General features: G+C 70.4%; 14 protein-coding genes. 9 read left to right on the plus strand and 5 right to left on the minus strand.

Annotated elements, in window-relative coordinates; translation table 11 throughout:
* Positions 1-327: hypothetical protein (locus tag AAG827_RS15590; RefSeq protein ID WP_341927045.1), on the plus strand; the 327-nt coding region annotated here is incomplete at its 5' end.
* On the opposite strand, the gene AAG827_RS15595 is transcribed toward AAG827_RS15590, so the two are convergent.
* Together AAG827_RS15595 and AAG827_RS15600 are read right to left on the minus strand one after the other, a co-directional pair.
* A complete protein-coding gene (locus AAG827_RS15595) occupies positions 290-1,615 on the minus strand; it encodes a hypothetical protein (protein ID WP_341927047.1) in 1,326 nt (441 codons plus the stop codon). The two genes, AAG827_RS15590 and AAG827_RS15595, sit on opposite strands and share 38 nt — an antisense overlap.
* Positions 1,616-1,972 (minus strand): hypothetical protein, encoded by a 357-nt coding sequence (locus AAG827_RS15600; protein ID WP_341927048.1) that lies wholly within the window; start codon positions 1,970-1,972, stop codon positions 1,616-1,618.
* Positions 1,973-2,098: 126 nt separating this feature from the next.
* Here AAG827_RS15600 and AAG827_RS15605 point away from each other — a divergent pair, with 126 nt between their 5' ends.
* From AAG827_RS15605 to pruA, 3 genes are read left to right on the plus strand one after another with little or no spacing between them, the layout of a single operon-like run.
* Positions 2,099-3,547: a wax ester/triacylglycerol synthase family O-acyltransferase gene (locus AAG827_RS15605; RefSeq protein ID WP_341927050.1), complete on the plus strand. Its 1,449-nt coding sequence runs from the start codon at positions 2,099-2,101 to the stop codon at positions 3,545-3,547.
* The gene (locus tag AAG827_RS15610) at positions 3,544-3,882 is read left to right on the plus strand and encodes a hypothetical protein (RefSeq protein WP_341927051.1); all 339 of its coding nucleotides are present in this window, start codon (positions 3,544-3,546) and stop codon (positions 3,880-3,882) included. Before AAG827_RS15605 ends, AAG827_RS15610 begins: the two co-directional genes overlap by 4 nt.
* Positions 3,883-3,935: 53 nt before the next feature.
* Complete coding sequence (pruA, locus tag AAG827_RS15615; RefSeq protein ID WP_341927054.1) at positions 3,936-5,564, plus strand: L-glutamate gamma-semialdehyde dehydrogenase; 1,629 nt, start codon at positions 3,936-3,938, stop codon at positions 5,562-5,564.
* Between the two features lie 75 nt (positions 5,565-5,639).
* Here pruA and AAG827_RS15620 read toward each other — a convergent pair whose 3' ends face one another.
* Positions 5,640-6,713, minus strand: a complete 1,074-nt coding sequence (locus AAG827_RS15620; RefSeq protein ID WP_341927056.1) for an alkene reductase — start codon at positions 6,711-6,713, stop codon at positions 5,640-5,642.
* A 59-nt stretch (positions 6,714-6,772) separates the two neighbouring features.
* Between AAG827_RS15620 and AAG827_RS15625 the strand changes: the two genes are divergently transcribed.
* The gene (locus AAG827_RS15625; protein WP_341927058.1) at positions 6,773-6,961 is read left to right on the plus strand and encodes a hypothetical protein; all 189 of its coding nucleotides are present in this window, start codon (positions 6,773-6,775) and stop codon (positions 6,959-6,961) included.
* On the opposite strand, the gene AAG827_RS15630 is transcribed toward AAG827_RS15625, so the two are convergent.
* The gene (locus AAG827_RS15630) at positions 6,946-7,431 is read right to left on the minus strand and encodes a DUF2505 domain-containing protein (protein ID WP_341927061.1); all 486 of its coding nucleotides are present in this window, start codon (positions 7,429-7,431) and stop codon (positions 6,946-6,948) included. The two genes, AAG827_RS15625 and AAG827_RS15630, sit on opposite strands and share 16 nt — an antisense overlap.
* Positions 7,428-7,910 (minus strand): DUF2505 domain-containing protein, encoded by a 483-nt coding sequence (locus tag AAG827_RS15635; protein WP_341927063.1) that lies wholly within the window; start codon positions 7,908-7,910, stop codon positions 7,428-7,430. Before AAG827_RS15635 ends, AAG827_RS15630 begins: the two co-directional genes overlap by 4 nt.
* A gap of 83 nt (positions 7,911-7,993) precedes the next feature.
* Between AAG827_RS15635 and AAG827_RS15640 the strand changes: the two genes are divergently transcribed.
* Genes AAG827_RS15640 through AAG827_RS15655 form a run of 4 tightly spaced genes read left to right on the plus strand, consistent with a single transcriptional unit; the run spans position 7,994 to position 17,994 of the window.
* Positions 7,994-12,892, plus strand: a complete 4,899-nt coding sequence (locus tag AAG827_RS15640) for an NAD-glutamate dehydrogenase (protein ID WP_341927065.1) — start codon at positions 7,994-7,996, stop codon at positions 12,890-12,892.
* A gap of 53 nt (positions 12,893-12,945) precedes the next feature.
* Positions 12,946-14,712: an ABC transporter ATP-binding protein gene (locus tag AAG827_RS15645; protein WP_341927067.1), complete on the plus strand. Its 1,767-nt coding sequence runs from the start codon at positions 12,946-12,948 to the stop codon at positions 14,710-14,712.
* Complete coding sequence (locus AAG827_RS15650; protein WP_341927069.1) at positions 14,709-16,568, plus strand: ABC transporter ATP-binding protein; 1,860 nt, start codon at positions 14,709-14,711, stop codon at positions 16,566-16,568. The genes AAG827_RS15645 and AAG827_RS15650 overlap by 4 nt, the downstream gene beginning before the upstream one ends.
* Positions 16,569-16,599: 31 nt before the next feature.
* Positions 16,600-17,994, plus strand: a complete 1,395-nt coding sequence (locus tag AAG827_RS15655; RefSeq protein WP_341927071.1) for an amidase — start codon at positions 16,600-16,602, stop codon at positions 17,992-17,994.
* Positions 17,995-18,131: the final 137 nt, after the last annotated feature.

The raw sequence follows: 18,131 nt of genomic DNA on the forward strand, positions 1-18,131 counted from the left end.
GCCCTGGTCGACCTGCGCGACCTCACCGGGGGCGCGCCCGTGCGCGTGGTGGTCAACCGGATGCGCGCGAGCCTGGGCTGGTCGGAGAAGGACATCGCGGGCATGGTCGGCGGCTTCGCGCGGCTCTCGGGCCTGCACTTCCTCCCCGACGACCGTGCCGTGGTCGACAAGGCCCTCGTCGCCGGCCGCACGCTCGTGGAGACCGGCGACTCACCGCTGGTGCGCGCCGTCGCATCGCTGGTCGACGCCCTGGTCGGTCCCGAGGGACCTCCCGGGGCCGGTGTGTCCGTCAGGCCGCGAAGAGGAGGTAGAGCCCGCCCACGGTGAACGCCACCATCGCCAGCAGCAGCGGCAGCTGCCCGGTCAGCTGGTGTCGCTTGGGCAGCAGCTTGATCGCCCGGTCGTGGGCGGCGACGACACCGAGCACGTGACCGACGACGACGGCGATGACCTTCACGTTGGCCAGCAGGGTCGGGTGGTAGGACAGCCAGTAGTTGACCGACCAGTCGCCCGTGCCGAGGATGTCCGACCCGTTGCTGAAGGGATCGCTGGCCTGGATCAGCGTCCGCTGCCCGAACTCCACGAGGTAGGTCAGGTAGTGGGCCACGATGTAGCCCACGACGATCGGCACGATCGAGTGCGCGAACTTGTCGGGCAGCGACCACCGGCTGGTCCCGGCCTCGACCCCGGTGAGCATGCACCCGAGGGCGAAGACCAGGCCCGTGCCGACGCAGAAGACGACCAGCATCACGTTGTTGAGCAGGTAGGACGACGTCTCGGTCGACTGGATGTACTGCACCCAGTTGGAGGAGTCGCGGAAGGAGTCGAACGCCGTGCTCCCGAAGAGCACCGCGAGCACCGCCACCAACCCGGGTCGTACGACGACCGTGTCGAGGTTGGCGAGCGGGCTGCGGAGCAGCAGGTGACCGTCGCGCGAGCCCCAGACCGAGAGCTTGGCGACGAGGCTGGAGTAGACCTCGAACGGGTCGGCGTGCTCGTAGAAGGTGTTGCCGAAGAGTGCGCCGCCGACGAGCATCACGGCGACGTAGATCGCGCACCACAGGCGCACCGGACCAAGCTCGGTCATGAACGGGTAGACGAGCTCCATCCACACGAACGCGAAGAGGCCGAGCGCCGCCGGCCAGTGACCGAGCCACTTGGGGTAGTCGAAGACCCCCACCTCGGGGTCGCTGCCGGACAGCTTGGCGAAGACCAGGTTGATGGTGCGGACCGGGCTGATCGCCTTCCAGAACGGTCCGAGCAGGAGCGAGAGCGGCACGAGGCCGACCCACCACCACACGTAGAAGATGCCGAAGACCGGGTTGGTGAGCAGGTCCTCGCCGAAGATCGCCGCGACCACGGCGTAGGCGAAGATGACGAAGCCGAAGAGCCGCAGGCCGGCGCGGAAGCCGAGGGAGCCGACCAGGTGGTCCAGCCACGGCGGAGCCTGACGACCGCCCTTGGCCTCGTCGTAGCGCGGCGTGCGCCAGGCGACGGCCAGGACGGTGAAGGACACCACCAGGGCCGCGACGGCCCCGGCGATCGCCAACGACGGGGAGATCGGCAGGTCGGCGGAGCCGCCGATGCCGTGCGCGAAGGGGGTCTCGACGTTCACTCAGCTGACCTCGAGCTGGACGATGACCTGCTCCAGGTCGTGCGACTCGACGTCGACGACCCCCGGCTGGTCGATCTGCAGCTTGAGCGTGGTGGTGCCGGCGGCGTACGGGAACTCCTGCTCCGGCTCGGAGTGCACGTGGATCTCGCCGGACTCGTCGGCCCTCACCACGAGGTCGACGGGCTGGCCCGTCCCGACCTCGACGCGCTCGCCGTTGGGGGTCACCGTGCCGTTCTCGAACGTGATCTCGATCGTCTCGATGTCGCCTGCGTCGGTCGCGGGGGTGTCCTCACCGCAACCGGAGACCAGACCGAGCGTCGAGACGAGGACGGCCGTGGCCGCCATCATTCGGCGCATGGTGTGATTCCTTATCGTTCGGCGGACGTGTGCCACGACCGTGACACACCTCTGTCAGAATCCCATGCGTGGCAAACGTGGCTGCTGGGGGGTCACGTCGGCACGCACGAGGTTTGGAGGAACCCGATGAGTGAGCGTTTGCGCCCGCGCGACCTGGCGTTCCTCGCCGAGGAGACGGCTCAGACGCCGATGCACAACGCCACGATCGAGATCTTCGACCCCGGCGAGTCCGGTTTCGACCACGAGCGACTCATGGAGCTGATCCAGGACCGCATCTCCTTCGTGCCGCGCTACCGGCAGCGGTTGCAGAGCGTCCCGGGGCAGCTCGCCAACCCGGTGTGGGTCGACGACGACCAGTTCGACCTCGGCTACCACGTACGACGCTCCGCGCTGCCGCGGCCCGGCTCGCTCGACCAGCTGCGCGAGCTGGTGTCGCGCATCGTCTCGCGGCCGCTCGACCGCAGCCGACCGCTGTGGGAGGTCTACTTCGTCGAGGGTCTCAGCGAGGGGCGCGTGGCACTGCTCTCCAAGACCCACCAGGTGCTCGTCGACGGGGTCCAGACCGTCGACCTCGGGCAGGTGCTGCTCGACACCAGCCCCACGCCGAAGACGATGGAGTCCGACGACTGGTACGCCCGTCGCGCGCCGTCGCCGTTCACCCTGCTGGCCGGTGCCGTCAAGGACTCGCTCACCGAGCCCGACACGCTGGTCGACACCGTCCGGACCCGCACCGACGCAGCCTGGCGGACCGCTGGTGCGGCGACGGCCAACGCCCGACGGGTCGCCAACGCGCTCACCGGCCGCCGCCCGGTCAAGGAGTCGCCGATCTCGGGCGCGCTCTCGCAGCAGCGCCGGGTGGTCACCGTCGACACCCCCCTGGCCGATTACCGGACCATCCGAGCGGTCCACGGTGGCACCGTCAACGACGTCATCCTGGCCACGATCGCCGGCGGCCTGCGCGGCTGGCTGATGACGCGGGCGGAGTCCATGGCCGGCATCCGGCAGATCCGGGCGGTCGTGCCGGTCTCGGTGATCGACGCCGAGCTCGAGGCGACCTCGCTGGGCAGCCAGATCGCCGCCCACTTCGTCGACCTGCCGATCCTCGAGGCGAGCCCGGTCATCCGTCTGCACCAGGTCTCCTACTCCTTCCAGGCGCACAAGGAGACGGGCCGAGGCGTCGCCGCCAACCGCTTGGCGGGCATCGCCGGCTTCGCGCCCACGACCTTCCACGCCATCGGCTCGCGCGTCGCCGCCGACGAGCGCCGCAGCTATCAGCTCAACATCACCAACGTCCCCGGGCCCCAGTCGCCGCTCTACGCCGCCGGGGCCGAGATGGTCAGCAGCTATCCCGTCCCGCCGCTCCTGCCCGGGCACCCGCTCGCCATCGGCGTCACGTCCTACAACGGCAGGGTGTTCTACGGCATCACCGCCGACCGGGACCAGATGCCCGACGCCGACCTCCTCGGGACCTGCATCACCGAGTCGCTCGACGAGCTCATGGACGCCTCCAGCGCGACCCGTCCACGGGCCCCGCGCGGTCGCAAGCGCAGCCCCAGGTCGGCGAAGAAGTCGTGACCGGCCGTCTCTACGTCCCGTCCTCGCTGGACCTGCTCGCCGTCTGGGTGAGTGCCGGCGAGGTCCCGTGGCCGCTGGAGCCGATCCTCGCCGCCGACGAGGACGAGGAGTCCGAGTACGCCGCGCTGATGACCGCCGCGGACGTCTCGGCCGAGCTCATCGCCGGCGTCGGTCGGCGCGTGGTCGTCGTGGCCGAGGGTGCCGCGGACGGTCATCCCATCGGACTGCGGCGCGTGGTCGCGGTCCACGCCGACGTCGAGGACTTCACCGACCCCGACGACGACCTCGCGTGGTTCGCCACGCAGGAGATCGAGCAGCTGCTCCGGGGCGGGTAGGCGGCCGGGGCCGCCCTTTCGACAAGCGTGTCGGCGGGTGACAACATCCGAGCATGGACGCGATCTCCTTCCCGCCGGCACCTGTCAACGAGCCCAACCTCACCTACGCACCCGGCAGCCCCGAGCGGGCGGAGCTGGTGGCGGAGCTGGAGAAGCAGGAGCGCAAGCAGGTGACGCTGCGCGCCCACATCGGCGGCCGCAAGCGCTCCGGCGGTGGCGAGGAGATCACGGTCGTCCAGCCCCACGACCACCAGCACGTGCTGGGCGTCATGAAGAACTCCACGGCCAAGGACGCCGAGGCAGCGGTCAAGGCCGCCGCCAAGGCGGCGCCGGAGTGGCGCGGCATGCCGTTCGACGAGCGCTGCGCGATCCTGCTCAAGGCCGCCGACCTGCTCGCCGGCCCGTGGCGCCAGCGGATCAACGCCGCGACCATGCTGGGGCAGTCCAAGACCGCCTTCCAGGCCGAGATCGACGCCGCCTGCGAGCTCATCGACTTCTGGCGCTTCAACGTCACCTACGCCAAGCAGATCCTCACCGACCAGCCGATCGCCAACAGCCCCGGCATCTGGAACCGCACCGACCACCGTCCCCTCGAGGGCTTCGTCTACGCGATCACGCCGTTCAACTTCACCGCGATCGCCGGCAACCTGCCCACCGCGCCCGCCCTCATGGGCAACACGGTGCTGTGGAAGCCCTCCCCGACCCAGCAGGTCGCGGCGTCACTGACGATGGAGCTGCTCGAGGAGGCCGGCATGCCCCCCGGCGTGATCAACATGCTCCCGGGTGACGGCCTCGAGGTCTCGCAGGTCGCGCTCGCGCACCCGGACCTCGCCGGCATCCACTTCACCGGCTCGACCCCGACCTTCCAGCACCTGTGGCGCACGGTCGGCGAGAACATCGCGGGCTACCGCTCCTACCCGCGGATCGTGGGGGAGACCGGTGGCAAGGACTTCATCGTCGCCCACCCCTCCGCCGACCCCGACGTGCTGCGCGTCGCGATGCTGCGGGGCGCCTTCGAGTTCCAGGGCCAGAAGTGCTCCGCCGCGTCGCGGGCCTACGTCGCGCGCTCGGTGTGGAACAGGATGAAGGACGACTTCCTCGCCGAGGTCGAAGGCATCTCCATGGGCGACGTCACCGACCTCTCCCACTTCATGGGCGCCGTCATCGACGACCGGGCCTTCGCCAAGCACAAGGCGGCCATCGCCCGCGCGGAGCGCACCAAGCACCTGACGGTCCTCGCCGGTGGACAGGTGGACGACTCCGTGGGCTACTTCGTCCGTCCGACCGTCATCGAGTCGACCGACCCGACCGACGAGATGTTCGCGACCGAGTACTTCGGCCCGATCCTCGCCGTCCACGTCTACGAGGACGGCGACTTCGAGAAGGTCGTCACGCAGCTGGAGTCCTTTGCGCCCTACGCGCTCACCGGGGCGATCATCGCGCAGGACCGCTCGGCGATCCGCTGGGCCCGGGCGACGCTGCGCTTCGCGGCCGGCAACTTCTACATCAACGACAAGCCCACCGGGGCCGTCGTCGGCCAGCAGCCCTTCGGCGGTGGCCGCGCCAGCGGCACCAACGACAAGGCCGGAGCAGCGGTCAACCTGCTGCGCTGGACCTCGCCGCGCTCGATCAAGGAGACGTTCGTGCCGCCGAAGGACTACCGCTACCCCTACATGGGCTGAGCGAGCACGCAGGACGACGAAGGGCGGTGACCGCATCGGTCACCGCCCTTCGTCATGTCCTCCGGTCGCGAGGCCTCAGGCGTCCAGGAACGGGTAGTCCGTGTAGCCCTCGGCGCCGCCGCCGTAGAACGTGTCGGGGTTGGGCTCGTTGAGGGCCGCGCCGGTCTGCCAGCGCTTCGGCAGGTCCGGGTTGGCGAGGAACAGGCGCCCGACGGCGACCGCGTCGGCCAGGTCCTTGTCCAGGATCTCCTGGGCGCTCTCACGCGTGGTGACCTCACCGAAGCCGTCGTTGGCGATCAGCACGCCACCGAAGGTGCGACGCAGCTCCTGGACGAGGTCGAGACGCGGCTCGGCCAGGATGCTGAGGTAGGCCAGTCCGAGCGGCGCGATGGCCTCGACGAGGGTGGAGTACGTCGCCTCGACGTCGACCTCGTCCTGCTCCGTGGCGCCCTGGATGTTGTGGGCGGGCGAGATGCGGATCCCGACCTTGTCGGGACCGATCGCCTCGGCGACGGCGCGGGTGACCTCGATGGCGAAACGGGCCCGGTTGGCCGGGGACCCGCCGTACTCGTCGGTGCGCTCGTTGGAGCCCGGTGCGAGGAACTGGTGGATGAGGTAGCCGTTGGCGGCGTGCACCTCGACGCCGTCCAGCCCGGCCTCGATCGCGCTCCTGGCGGCGTGGACGTAGTCCTCGACGACGCCGGGGATCTCGGAGAGCTCCAGGGCGCGGGGGACCGGGTGCGGCACCATGCCGTCGGCGGTGAACATCTCGCCGGGGGCCGCGATGGCGCTGGGGGCGATGGTCTCGAGGCCGTGCTTGTTGTCGGGGTGGGCGACGCGGCCGGCGTGCATCAGCTGGACGACGATGCGCCCGCCCTTGGCGTGCACGGCGTCGGCGACCCGTCGCCAGCCGGCGATCTGCTCGGGAGTGTGGATGCCGGGGGTCAGCAGGTAGCCCTGGCCGACCGCGCTGGGCTGCGTGCCCTCGCTGATGATCAGGCCGGCGGAGGCACGCTGGGCGTAGTACTCCACGGCGAGGTCGCCCGGGACACCGTGCTCGTCGGCGCGGTTGCGGGTCAGCGGCGCCATGACGAGACGGTTGGGGGCGATCCAGGACTTGATGGTCAGGTCATCGAAGAGATCAGGCATGTCCAGCACAACCGGCCCGCTCGGACGAGCATTCCGAGGAGGGTGGAGAATCAGGGGCGATGAACGTCACGCCGTTGCACCTGGGGTCGCTGCACCCGATCGAGCAGGCCCTCACGTTGGCCCTCGCCTTCGGGCCCTTCGTCGTCCTCGGGATCGTGGTGCTCGTCCGGCGCCGTCAGGACCTGGCCGAGGAGCAGGCGCAGGAGAAGGGGCAGCACGAACAGGTCGAGGGTCAGCGGGAGAGGTAGTCGCGCCCGACCTTGTTCTCGGCCCGCAGCGCCTTGAGCAGCATGTCGGCGATGAGCGACTCGATCTTGCCGCCCACGAGCGGGATCCCGACCTTGACGGTGAGGTCGACGGTCTCGGTGGTCGTGCCGCCGGACTCGGTCAGCGTGGCCGTGCCACGCATGTCACCGGGCTTGCCGGGGATCGTCACGACGATGTCGCCGAGCAGCGGGGTGGACCACGACTCGGCCTGCACGATGTTGGTCTCCTCGCCGACGATCTTCTTGGCGAACGACGGGAAGCCCGTGGTCGACTGCCACTGGTCGACGATGACCTCGGTGTGGCCGTCGGTCGGGGTGGTGATGGAGATGTCGGCGCGCAGCACGCCCTGGTAGTCGCACACCGCCCGTCGAAACGCCGGGTCGGCCAGCATCGCGGCGACGTCGGCGGCCGGGGCGTCGTAGGTCAGCTCGTGGACCAGCCGGCGGCTCATCGCTCGCCTGCCAGCCAGGCCGATCCGACGCGCTGCTCGACGTCGTAGCCGGCCTGGATGCTGTCGACCATCAGCTGCTCGAGCTTGCCGCCGATCAGCGGCACCTTGACCTTGATGTCCAGCTCGACCACCTCGGTGGTGCCGGCACCGGCCTCGACGAGGCGGATGACGCCGGAGACGTCGGTCGGCTTGCCGGGGGCCTTGATCTCGACGGTGCCGCCGGAGCCGTCCTTCCAGGTCTCGGTGATGATCGCCGTCGTCGTCTCGCCGACGAACTTCTTGGCGATCGAGGGGAGGCCCGAGGTGTTCTGCTCGGAGGTGACGACCGAGGTGAAGCCTGCTCCCACCATCTCGATCCTCACGTCGCACGAGACGACGTGCTGGGCGGCGCAGACCTTCTCGCGGAACGCGGGGTCGGACAGCATGGCGAGGACGGCATCAGGGGCAGCGTCGTAGGACTGCTCGGTGCGGAGCTTCATGGCCACATCATGCACCCCGCTGACCGGTCCGACGGGCTGCCCCGGTGTTGTGACACGTGTGACCGGGGTCCTACTGTCGGGGGGTGTCAACGACGACGCAGGATGTGGACAAGACCGAGCTCCTGGACCAGGCCATCGCCCTGGCCCAGCACGGCAAGGGCAGCGGGGGACCTCCGCGCGACGAGGTCGGGACGCTGCTCCGGGCCTACTACCGCCATGTCGCGTCCGAGGACGTCCTCGGACGCAACGACGTGGACGTCTTCGGCGCGCTGGCCTCGCACTTCAAGCTGGCCGCCGACCGGCCGCAGGGCACGGCGAGCGTCCGTGTCCACACGCCGACCCTCAGCGAGCACGGGTGGACGGCCGGGGGGCACTCGGTCGTGGAGGTCGTCGTCGACGACATGCCGTTCCTGGTCGACTCGCTGACCATGGAGCTCTCGCGCCAGCTGCGCGACGTACACCTGGTCATCCACCCCAACTACGACGTCGTGCGCGACATCACCGGCGCCCTGCAGACGGTGACGCCCGTCGACGACGGCTCCTCGATCCCGGCGGAGGGCGCCACGCGCGAGTCGTGGATGCACGTCGAGATCGACCGGATGCGCGAGGGCGACGACCCGGAGGCGATCGTCGAGGACGTGCAGCGGGTGCTGCGCGACGTCCGCGAGTCGGTGGAGGACTGGGAGAAGATGCATGCCCAGGTCCGCGACATCGTGACGGGCCTCGTCTCCGACCCGCCGCCGCTCGACCACGAGGAGGTGACGCAGGCGGCCGCCCTGCTCTCCTGGCTGGCCGACGAGCACTTCACGTTCCTCGGCTACCGCGAGTACTCCCTCGACCGGGCGACCATCGACGGCGCGGAGGACGACGTGCTGCGTGCCGTCCCCGGCACCGGCCTCGGCATCCTGCGCGCCGACCAGGAGATGTCGGCCTCCTTCGGGCGCCTCCCCGAGCTGGTGAAGGCCAAGGCCCGTGAGAAGACCCTCCTGGTCCTGGCCAAGGCCAACTCCCGGGCGACCGTCCACCGTCGGGCCTACCTCGACTACGTCGGGGTCAAGACCTTCGGCGCCGACGGCGAGGTCACCGGCGAGCGTCGCTTCCTCGGCCTCTTCTCGAGCGCGGCCTACACCGAGTCGCTGATGCGGATCCCGCTGATCCGGGAGAAGGCCGAGGCCGTGCTCAAGCGCAGCGGGTTCGACCCGCGCAGCCATGCCGGCAAGGCGCTGATGGACACCCTCGAGACCTATCCGCGCGACGAGATGTTCCACACCCCCGTCGAGGAGCTCGGACCGATGGCGCAGGCGGCCATGGTCGCCCGGGAGCGCCGCGGCCTGCGCACGTTCGTGCGCAGCGACACCTACGGCCGCTACGTCTCCGTGCTGGTCTACCTGCCCCGCGACCGCTACAACACCAGTGTCCGCGAGCGCTTCTCCGAGATCCTCCAGGACCGCCTGGGTGGCGTCTCCGTGGAGTTCACCGTGCGGATCAACGAGTCGACCACGGCCCGGGTCCACTTCGTGGTCCACCTGCCCAAGGGCAGCGCGATCCCGACCATCGACACCCAGGACCTCGAGCGTCGTCTCACCGAGGCCTCCCGCTCCTGGCGCGACGACTTCACGGCCGCCGTCATCACCGAGCACGGCGAGGAGGTCGGCTCGATCCTGGGTCGGCGCTACCTCGACTCCTTCCCGGAGGCCTACAAGGAGGACTTCTCCGCACGCACGGCCGCCGTCGACCTGGCCCGGCTCGAGGCGATCACGGGTGACGAGGGCATCGACCTCTCGCTCTACGAGGAGCTGGACGCCGGGCGCGGCGAGGCCCGGCTCAAGGTCTTCCGGATCGGGCGGCCGCTGTCGCTGTCGGAGATCCTGCCGATGCTGTCCTCGATGGGCGTCGAGGTCGTCGACGAGCGCCCCTACGAGCTCTTCGGGCTCGACCGTCGGTCCTACATCTACGAGTTCGGACTGCGCTACGGCAAGTCCCTCCCGAGTGATGCCCGCGCGCTCTTCCAGGACGCGCTGCGCGCCGTCTGGGACGGCTTCAACGAGATCGACGGGTTCAACTCCCTGGTGCTCGGCGCAGGTCTCACCTGGCGCCAGGCCACGGTCCTGCGCGCCTACGCCAAGTACATGCGCCAGGGCGGCTCGCCGTTCGCCCAGGACTACATCGAGGGCGCCCTCGCCAGCAACGTCGACATCACCCGGCTGCTGGTGCGGCTCTTCGAAGCCCGCTTCGACCCCGGCGCCGCCGACCTCCCTGCCGACGCCGAGGCCCGCACCGCCCAGGTCGAGGAGATCAAGCAGCGCATCAGCCGCGCCCTCGACGACGTCGTCAGCCTCGACCACGACCGGATCCTGCGCTCCTACCTGACCCACGTCCTGGCGACGCTGCGCACCAACTACTTCCAGGTCTCCCGGGTGGAGGGGGCCGCGGACGCCCCTCACACCTACATGTCGTTCAAGCTCGAGCCGTCGCACATCCCGGACCTGCCCGAGCCGCGGCCCCGCTTCGAGATCTTCGTCTACTCGCCGCGGGTCGAGGGCGTGCACCTGCGCTTCGGCGCGGTGGCGCGTGGCGGCCTGCGCTGGTCCGACCGACGCGACGACTTCCGCACCGAGGTGCTGGGCCTGGTCAAGGCGCAGATGGTGAAGAACACCGTGATCGTGCCGGTGGGCGCCAAGGGCGGCTTCTTCTGCAAGCAGCTGCCCGACCCGTCGGACCGGGACGCCTGGATGGCGGAGGGCGTCGACTGCTACCGCACCTTCATCTCCGGGCTGCTCGACATCACCGACAACCTCGTCGAGGGCGAGACCGTGCCGCCGACCCGGGTCGTGCGCCACGACGGTGACGACTCCTATCTCGTGGTGGCCGCCGACAAGGGCACCGCCACGTTCTCCGACATCGCCAACGGGGTGGCCAAGGACTACGGCTTCTGGCTCGGTGACGCCTTCGCCAGCGGGGGCTCGGTCGGCTACGACCACAAGGCGATGGGCATCACCGCGCGGGGCGCGTGGGTCTCGGTGCGCCGCCACTTCCGCGAGATGGGGATCGACTGCCAGACCCAGGACCACACCTGCGTCGGCATCGGCGACATGTCCGGCGACGTCTTCGGCAACGGCCTGCTGTGCTCGGAGCACACCCGTCTGGTCGCGGCCTTCGACCACCGCGACATCTTCATCGACCCCGCTCCCGACGCGGCCGTGTCCTTCGCCGAGCGGCGTCGGCTCTTCGAGCTGCCGCGCTCGAGCTGGCAGGACTACGACAAGACCCTGATCTCCGCGGGCGGAGGGGTGTTCCCGCGCTCCGCCAAGTCGATCAGGCTCAACGCCGAGATCCGCGCTGCGCTGGGGATCGTCGGCACCGTCGACACCATGACGCCCGCCGAGCTGATGCGAGCGATCCTGCTGGCGCCGGTCGACCTGCTGTGGAACGGCGGCATCGGCACCTACGTCAAGGCGCAGGACGAGACCAACGCCGCCGCCGGTGACAAGGCCAACGACGCCATCAGGGTCGACGGCGGCGCGCTGCGGGCTCGCTGCGTCGGCGAGGGCGGCAACCTGGGTTTCACGCAGGGAGGCCGCATCGAGTACGCCCTCAACGGCGGCCGGATGAACACCGACTTCATCGACAACTCCGCCGGGGTCGACACCTCCGACCACGAGGTCAACATCAAGATCCTGCTCGACCGGGTCGTGCTCGCCGGGGACCTGACGAGCAAGCAGCGCAACCTGCTCCTGGCCGAGATGACCGACGAGGTCGCCGCGCTGGTCCTGCGCGACAACTACGAGCAGAACCTCGCGCTGGCCAACGCCGCGGCCAACGCGGTGCCCCTGCTGCACGTCCACGAGTTCTGGATGAAGCAGCTCGAGAGCGACGGGGTCCTCAACCGTGAGATCGAGGGCCTGCCCTCGAGCCGCGCCGTACGACGCCGCCTCGACCGGCGAGAGGGGCTCACCCTCCCGGAGCTGTCGGTCCTCATGGCCTGGACCAAGATCGTGCTGGCCGACGCGTTGCTGGCCTCCGACCTGCCCGACGACCCCTACCTCGACCTGGACCTGCGCGCCTACTTCCCGACCCAGGTCCGCGAGGGCTTCGTCAGCCAGGTCAGCGACCACCCCCTGCGCCGCGAGATCATCGTGACGCAGGTCGTCAACGACCTCGTCAACGGCGCCGGCATGACCTACTGGCCGCGGCTCGCCGGCGAGACGGGCGCCGACGTCGCCGACCTGACCCGGGCCAACTTCGTGGCCCGCGAGATCTTCGCCTCGTTGCCGCTGCGTCAGGAGCTGGAGGCCTTCGACAACGTCCTCGACGCCGGGGTCCAGACCAAGATGCGGCTCGAGATGCGCACCCTGGTCGAGCGGGCCTCCCGCTGGCTGGTCACCAACCGACGCCCGCCCCTGGACAGCCAGGCCACGGTCGACTTCTTCTCGGGGCCGGTGCAGCAGACCCTGACCCAGCTGCCGGAGCTGATGGTGGGTCGCGAGCTCGCAGCCTTCGAGGCGCGGCGCGACGCCCTGGTCGCCCAGCACGTGCCCGAGGAGCTGGCCTCACGGGTCGCGGTGCTGCCGACGGCCTACATGCTGCTCAACGTCATCGAGATCTCCGAGGCCTCCTCGCTCGATCCCGCCGACGTGGCCCGCGTGCACTTCGCGCTGGGGGAGCGGCTCGGTCTGCCCTCGCTGGTGCAGCGGATCCTCGGGCTGCCACGCGACGACCGGTGGCAGACGATGGCCCGCGCCGCCCTGCGCGACGACCTGCACGCGGTCCACGCGCAGCTCACGGGACAGGTGCTGGCCTCGACCTCGCCCGACGAGTCCGCCGCCGCGCGGATCTCGGACTGGGAGGACGCCGACGGGGTCGTCGTGAGCCGTGCGGCCACGACCCTGCAGGAGATCTGCGCCGACGAGCAGGCCGACCTGGCCCGGATGTCGGTCGGGCTGCGGGTCGTGCGGGGCCTGCTCGCGACCGGTCAGGTGTAAGGACCAGATAACGGTTCGCGCCCTGTCGGTGGTCCGACATAGGATCGATGACGATGTCAACCAAGGTCGCCGAACCTCCCGCCGGAGTCCACTCGCTGTGGAGGTTGCGCGGCTACCTGCGGCCCCACCGGACCGCGTTGGCGATCATGCTGGGCACGTCGCTGGCGGGTGTCGGACTGTCGATCGCGATCCCGCTGCTGACCAAGGCGATCATCGACGGCCCGATCACCGACCGTGACATCTCCCCGGTGCTGCCCCTGGGTCTGCTCGCGCTGGGGCTCGGGGTGCTCGAGGCGGTGCTGATCTTCTGGCGTCGCTGGGTGCAGTCCAACGCCGTGCTCGGGGTCGAGACCGCGATGCGTCGCGACCTCTACGCACGCCTCCAGGTGCTGCCGATGAGCTTCCACAGCAAGTGGCAGTCGGGCCAGCTGCTCTCGCGCGTCACGACCGACCTCTCCGCGATCCGCCGCTTCGCCGGCTTCGGGATGCTGTTCCTTGTCATCAACATCCTCCAGGTCACGGTGGTGACCGTCGTGCTCCTCACGATGTACTGGCCCCTCGGTCTCGTGGTCGCCGCCACCGCTGCGCCGATCGTCTGGCTCTCGATGCGCTTCGAGAAGCGCTACGTCGTCGTCTCCCGCCGCGTCCAGGACGAGCAGGGTGACCTCGCGACCCTGGCCGAGGAGGGCGCCGTCGGGATCCGCGTGATCAAGTCCTTCGGTCGCAGCGAGCACGTGTCGCGCCAGTACGAGCAGGCGGCTCGCACCCTGCACGCCACGAGCATGGACAAGGTGCGTCTGTCGGCGAAGTTCTGGACGTTCCTCGAGGTCATCCCCAACCTGGCCGTGGTCGTCGTCCTGCTGCTCGGTGCGATCGGGGTCGGCAACGGTCAGCTGACGCCGGGTGAGCTGGTCGCCTTCATCACCCTGATGCTCTCGCTGGTGTGGCCCGTGTCGTCGTTGGGCGTCATCTTGGCCATGGCCCAGGAGGCGATGACCGCAGCCGCGCGGGTCCTGGAGATCGTCGACACCGAGCCTGACATCGTGAGCGGCGACCGCCGTGTCGACCAGCCCCGGGGGCACCTGCGCTTCGAGCACGTCGACTTCGCCTTCCCCGATGCGCCCGACGAGCCGGTCCTGCGCGACGTCAACCTCGAGCTCGCCCCGGGTGAGACCGTCGCGCTCGTGGGGGCCACCGGCTCCGGCAAGACCATCCTCACCGCGCTGGTGCCCCGGCTCTACGACGTGACGGCGGGCCGCATCACCATCGACGGCGTCGACGTGCGCGACCTGGAGCTGGAGCACCTGCGCACCCTGGTCGCCACGGCCTTCGAGGAGCCCACGCTCTTCTCGATGAGCGCCCGCGAGAACCTCACGCTCGGTCGTGCCGACGCCAGCGACGCCGACATCGACGAGGCGCTGGAGATCGCGCAGGCCCAGTTCGCCCACGACCTGCCGTGGGGCCTCGACACCCGCATCGGCGAGCAGGGCATGGCCCTGTCCGGCGGACAGCGACAGCGACTCGCCCTCGCCCGGGCGGTGCTCGCCCAGCCGATGATCCTGGTGCTCGACGACACCCTCTCCGCCCTGGACGTGCACACCGAGAAGCTGGTCGAGGAGGCGCTGCGCCGGGTGCTGGCCTCCACCACCGGGCTGGTCGTCGCCCACCGTGCCTCGACCGTGCTGCTCGCGGACCGGGTCGCCCTGATCCAGGACGGCACCATCACCCACGTCGGCGACCATCGCGAGCTGCTCGGCAGCGTCCCGGCCTACCGCGAGCTCCTCGCCGCCGACGCCGACCACGAGGCGGCGCGCGCATGAGCCAGCCCGCGTCCCAGCCCAGCTCCCAGCCCAACTCCCAGCCCAGCTGGCGCGGCGTCGCCGCGACCGATGCGGAGGAGGCCGCCGAGCTCGCCGTCGAGCGGCGCTTCACCGGCGGCTCCGGTCAGCTCCTGCGCGAGCTGCTGCGGCCCTACAAGAAGGCGATCCGGATCCTCGTCCTGATCGTCGTCGTGGAGAACGCAGCGCGGCTCTCGATCCCCTACCTCGTCAAGCTCGGCATCGACAACGGCATCGACCCGATCCGCGTCGCCGGCGACACGGGACCGTTGCTCCAGATCGTCGGCATCATGCTCGTCGCGACGCTGACGCAGGCCTTCGCCCGCCAGGTCTTCCTGGTCCGCTCGGGACGCATCGGCCAGGACATGCTCTTCGAGGTGCGCCGGCGCATCTTCCGGCACTTCCAGGTGCTCAGCCCCGCCTTCCACGACGACTACACCTCCGGTCGCGTCATCTCGCGCCAGACCTCCGACGTCGACGCGATCTACGAGATGCTCGAGACCGGCTTCGACGGCCTCGTCACCGCAGCGCTGACGCTCGTCGGCACGGCTGGGCTGCTGCTCTTCCTCGACGTCAAGCTCGGCCTGGTCGCCCTGACCTGCGGCCCGTTCCTCTTCTGGATCACCAACTGGTTCCGCAAGGAGTCGGGCAAGAGCTACCGCGTCACCCGCGAGAAGGTCGCGCTCGTGATCGTCCACTTCGTCGAGTCGATGGGCGGCATCCGGGCGGTCCAGGCGTTCCGCCGCGAGGCCCGCAACCAGGAGATCCTCGACGACGTCAACGAGCAGTACCGCGCCGCCAACCTGGTCGCCTTCCGGTTGGTCGCCTGGTTCATGCCCGGCATCCGGCTGATCGGCAACGTCACCATCGCCGGCGTGCTCCTCTACGGCGGCTACCGCGCCTACCACGGTGAGGTCACCGTCGGTGTGCTCGCGGCGTTCCTGCTCTACCTGCGCCAGTTCTTCGAGCCGATGATGGAGATCTCCCAGTTCTACAACACCTTCCAGTCGGCCTCGGCCGCCCTCGACAAGCTCGCCGGCGTGCTCCGCGAGGAGCCGAGCGTGCCGGACCCGACCTCGCCGACGCGCCTGGACGACGCGCAGGGCGAGCTCCGGCTCGAGCAGGTGCGCTTCTCCTACGTCGACGAGCGCCCGGTGCTGCCCGGGCTCGACCTGGTCGTCCCGGCCGGTCAGACGCTGGCCCTGGTGGGCACGACCGGGGCCGGCAAGACCACGCTCGCCAAGCTGGTCACCCGTTTCTACGACCCGGACGCCGGGCGGCTCCTGCTCGACGGGATCGACCTGCGCGACCTCACCGCCGACAACCTGCGTGAGGCCGTCGTGATGGTGACCCAGGAGAACTACCTCTTCTCCGGCTCCATCGCCGACAACATCCGCTTCGGCAAGCCGTCGGCGACGATCGAGGAGGTCGAGCGGGCCACCCGTGCCCTGGGCGCCCACGACTTCATCATGGCGCTGCCCGACGGCTACGACACCCAGGTCGCCAACCAGGGCGGGCGCCTCAGCGCCGGTCAGCGTCAGCTGGTGGCCTTCGCGCGCGCGTTCCTCGCCGACCCTGCGGTGCTGATCCTCGACGAGGCGACCTCCTCCCTCGACGTCCCGTCGGAGCGGCTGGTCCAGCAGGCCCTGCGCACCGTGCTCGCCGGCCGGACGTCGCTGATCATCGCCCACCGGCTCTCGACGGTGGAGATCGCCGACCGGGTGATCGTCATGGAGCACGGCCGCGTCATCGAGGACGGTGCGCCCGCCGACCTCGTGGCCGGCGGCGAGGGTCACTTCTCCGACCTCAACGACGCCTGGCTGGCCTCGCTCGCCTGAGCGGGCGGAGGACCCCGCTAACCTCTGCTGCGTGACCGACCTGACGCGCGCGAGCGCCGCCGAGACCGCCCGCCTCGTCGCCGAGGGCGACCTCACGGCTCGTGTGGTCCTGGACGAGGCGCTCGACCGCGTGGCGCACGCCGACCCCCGGCTCAACGCCTTCTCGGTGGTGCTGGGCGAGCAGGCGCGGGCCGAGGCCTCCGCCCGCGACCAGCAGGCCGACCCGCCGGGCCCGCTGCACGGCGTACCGGTCGCCATCAAGGAGGAGCTCGACGTGGCGGGCTGCGTCACGACCTTCGGGGGCGAGGGCAACGCGACGCCCGCAGCGCAGGACGGTGAGGTCGTGCGGCGCCTGCGTGCGGCCGGTGCCGTGATCGTCGGCAAGACGACGATGCCCGAGTTCGGCGCCTGGCCCTACACCGAGTCGGTGTCGCGCGGCATCACGCGCAACCCGTGGGACACCACGCGCACGCCCGGCGGCTCCAGCGGGGGCACGGCGGCAGCCGTGGCCAGCGGGATGGTCCCGGTCGCCATCGGCGGCGACGGTGGCGGCTCGATCCGGATCCCGTCGGCGATGTGCGGCCTCTTCGGCCTCAAGCCGCAACGGGGCCGAGTCACGGCGTCCCCGCACCCGGACCTGTGGCTGGCCCTGAGCACGGTCGGCCCGCTCGCACGCACGGTGCTCGACAGCGCGCTGGTCTACGACGTCATCCGCGGCAGCATGCCCAGCGACCGCTTCGTGGCCGGGGAGTGCGGCTCCTTCGTGGAGGCCGCGGGGCGCGAGCCGGGTCGGCTGCGGATCGGCTGGTCGGTCAAGCCGGTCACCGTGGGCATCAAGCCCGACCCGATCCACGTGCGCGCCGTCCACGAGACCGCGCGGCTGCTCACCGACCTCGGGCACGACGTGCGCGAGATCGACCCGCACTACCCCGACCCGACCGCTGCCTTCGTGCCGCAGTTCTTCGGGGGGATCCGGGCCGGGGCCAACGGCGTGGAGCACTACGACCGGCTCGAGCGACGGACGCGGGAGACCTACCGTCTCGGCTCCTGGGTGACACCGCGCGTCGAGGAGTGGGCGGTGCGCGCCAGCGACCGGGTCTCGGCCAAGGCCAACCGGGTCTTCCAGGACGTCGACGTCCTCCTCACGCCCGCGATCGCCCACCGTCCACCGCGCGTGGGCGTCCTCGACGGCCGCGGCTCGTTAGCCTCGTCGCTGCTGGCGATGCCGGCGATCGCCTACGCCGCCTTGTGGAACGTCGCCGGCAACCCGGCTGCCTCCGTCCCGTGCGGCACCGCCGAGGACGGTCTCCCCGTCGGCATCCAGCTCGTCGGGCGCACCGACGACGAGGCGACGCTGCTGAGCCTGTCGGCCCAGCTCGAGAAGGCCCGCCCGTGGCCGCTCGTGGCAGGGGACACGCTGGCCTAGGCAACACCCAGACCGGGGCGGTCCAGGCAGGCGCTGGGCCCTCCGGGGGGATCCGTCGAGGCCCGAAACTGGTGCGTGACCGCACGACGCCCCAAGCCCTACTGTGATCGCACCATCGCGACCGTAGGAGTGTGCCC

It is taken from the genome of Nocardioides psychrotolerans (genome assembly GCF_943371775.1).
Taxonomy (GTDB): domain Bacteria; phylum Actinomycetota; class Actinomycetes; order Propionibacteriales; family Nocardioidaceae; genus Nocardioides; species Nocardioides psychrotolerans_A.

Coding starts and splice junctions, on each gene's coding strand:
- AAG827_RS15600 (WP_341927048.1), bottom strand. CDS start 1,972: ATGCGCCGAATGATGGCGGCCACGGCCGTCCTCGTCTCGACGCTCGGT.
- AAG827_RS15605 (WP_341927050.1), top strand. CDS start 2,099: ATGAGTGAGCGTTTGCGCCCGCGCGACCTGGCGTTCCTCGCCGAGGAG.
- pruA (WP_341927054.1), top strand. CDS start 3,936: ATGGACGCGATCTCCTTCCCGCCGGCACCTGTCAACGAGCCCAACCTC.
- AAG827_RS15620 (WP_341927056.1), bottom strand. CDS start 6,713: ATGCCTGATCTCTTCGATGACCTGACCATCAAGTCCTGGATCGCCCCC.
- AAG827_RS15625 (WP_341927058.1), top strand. CDS start 6,773: ATGAACGTCACGCCGTTGCACCTGGGGTCGCTGCACCCGATCGAGCAG.
- AAG827_RS15630 (WP_341927061.1), bottom strand. CDS start 7,431: ATGAGCCGCCGGCTGGTCCACGAGCTGACCTACGACGCCCCGGCCGCC.
- AAG827_RS15635 (WP_341927063.1), bottom strand. CDS start 7,910: ATGAAGCTCCGCACCGAGCAGTCCTACGACGCTGCCCCTGATGCCGTC.
- AAG827_RS15645 (WP_341927067.1), top strand. CDS start 12,946: ATGTCAACCAAGGTCGCCGAACCTCCCGCCGGAGTCCACTCGCTGTGG.
- AAG827_RS15650 (WP_341927069.1), top strand. CDS start 14,709: ATGAGCCAGCCCGCGTCCCAGCCCAGCTCCCAGCCCAACTCCCAGCCC.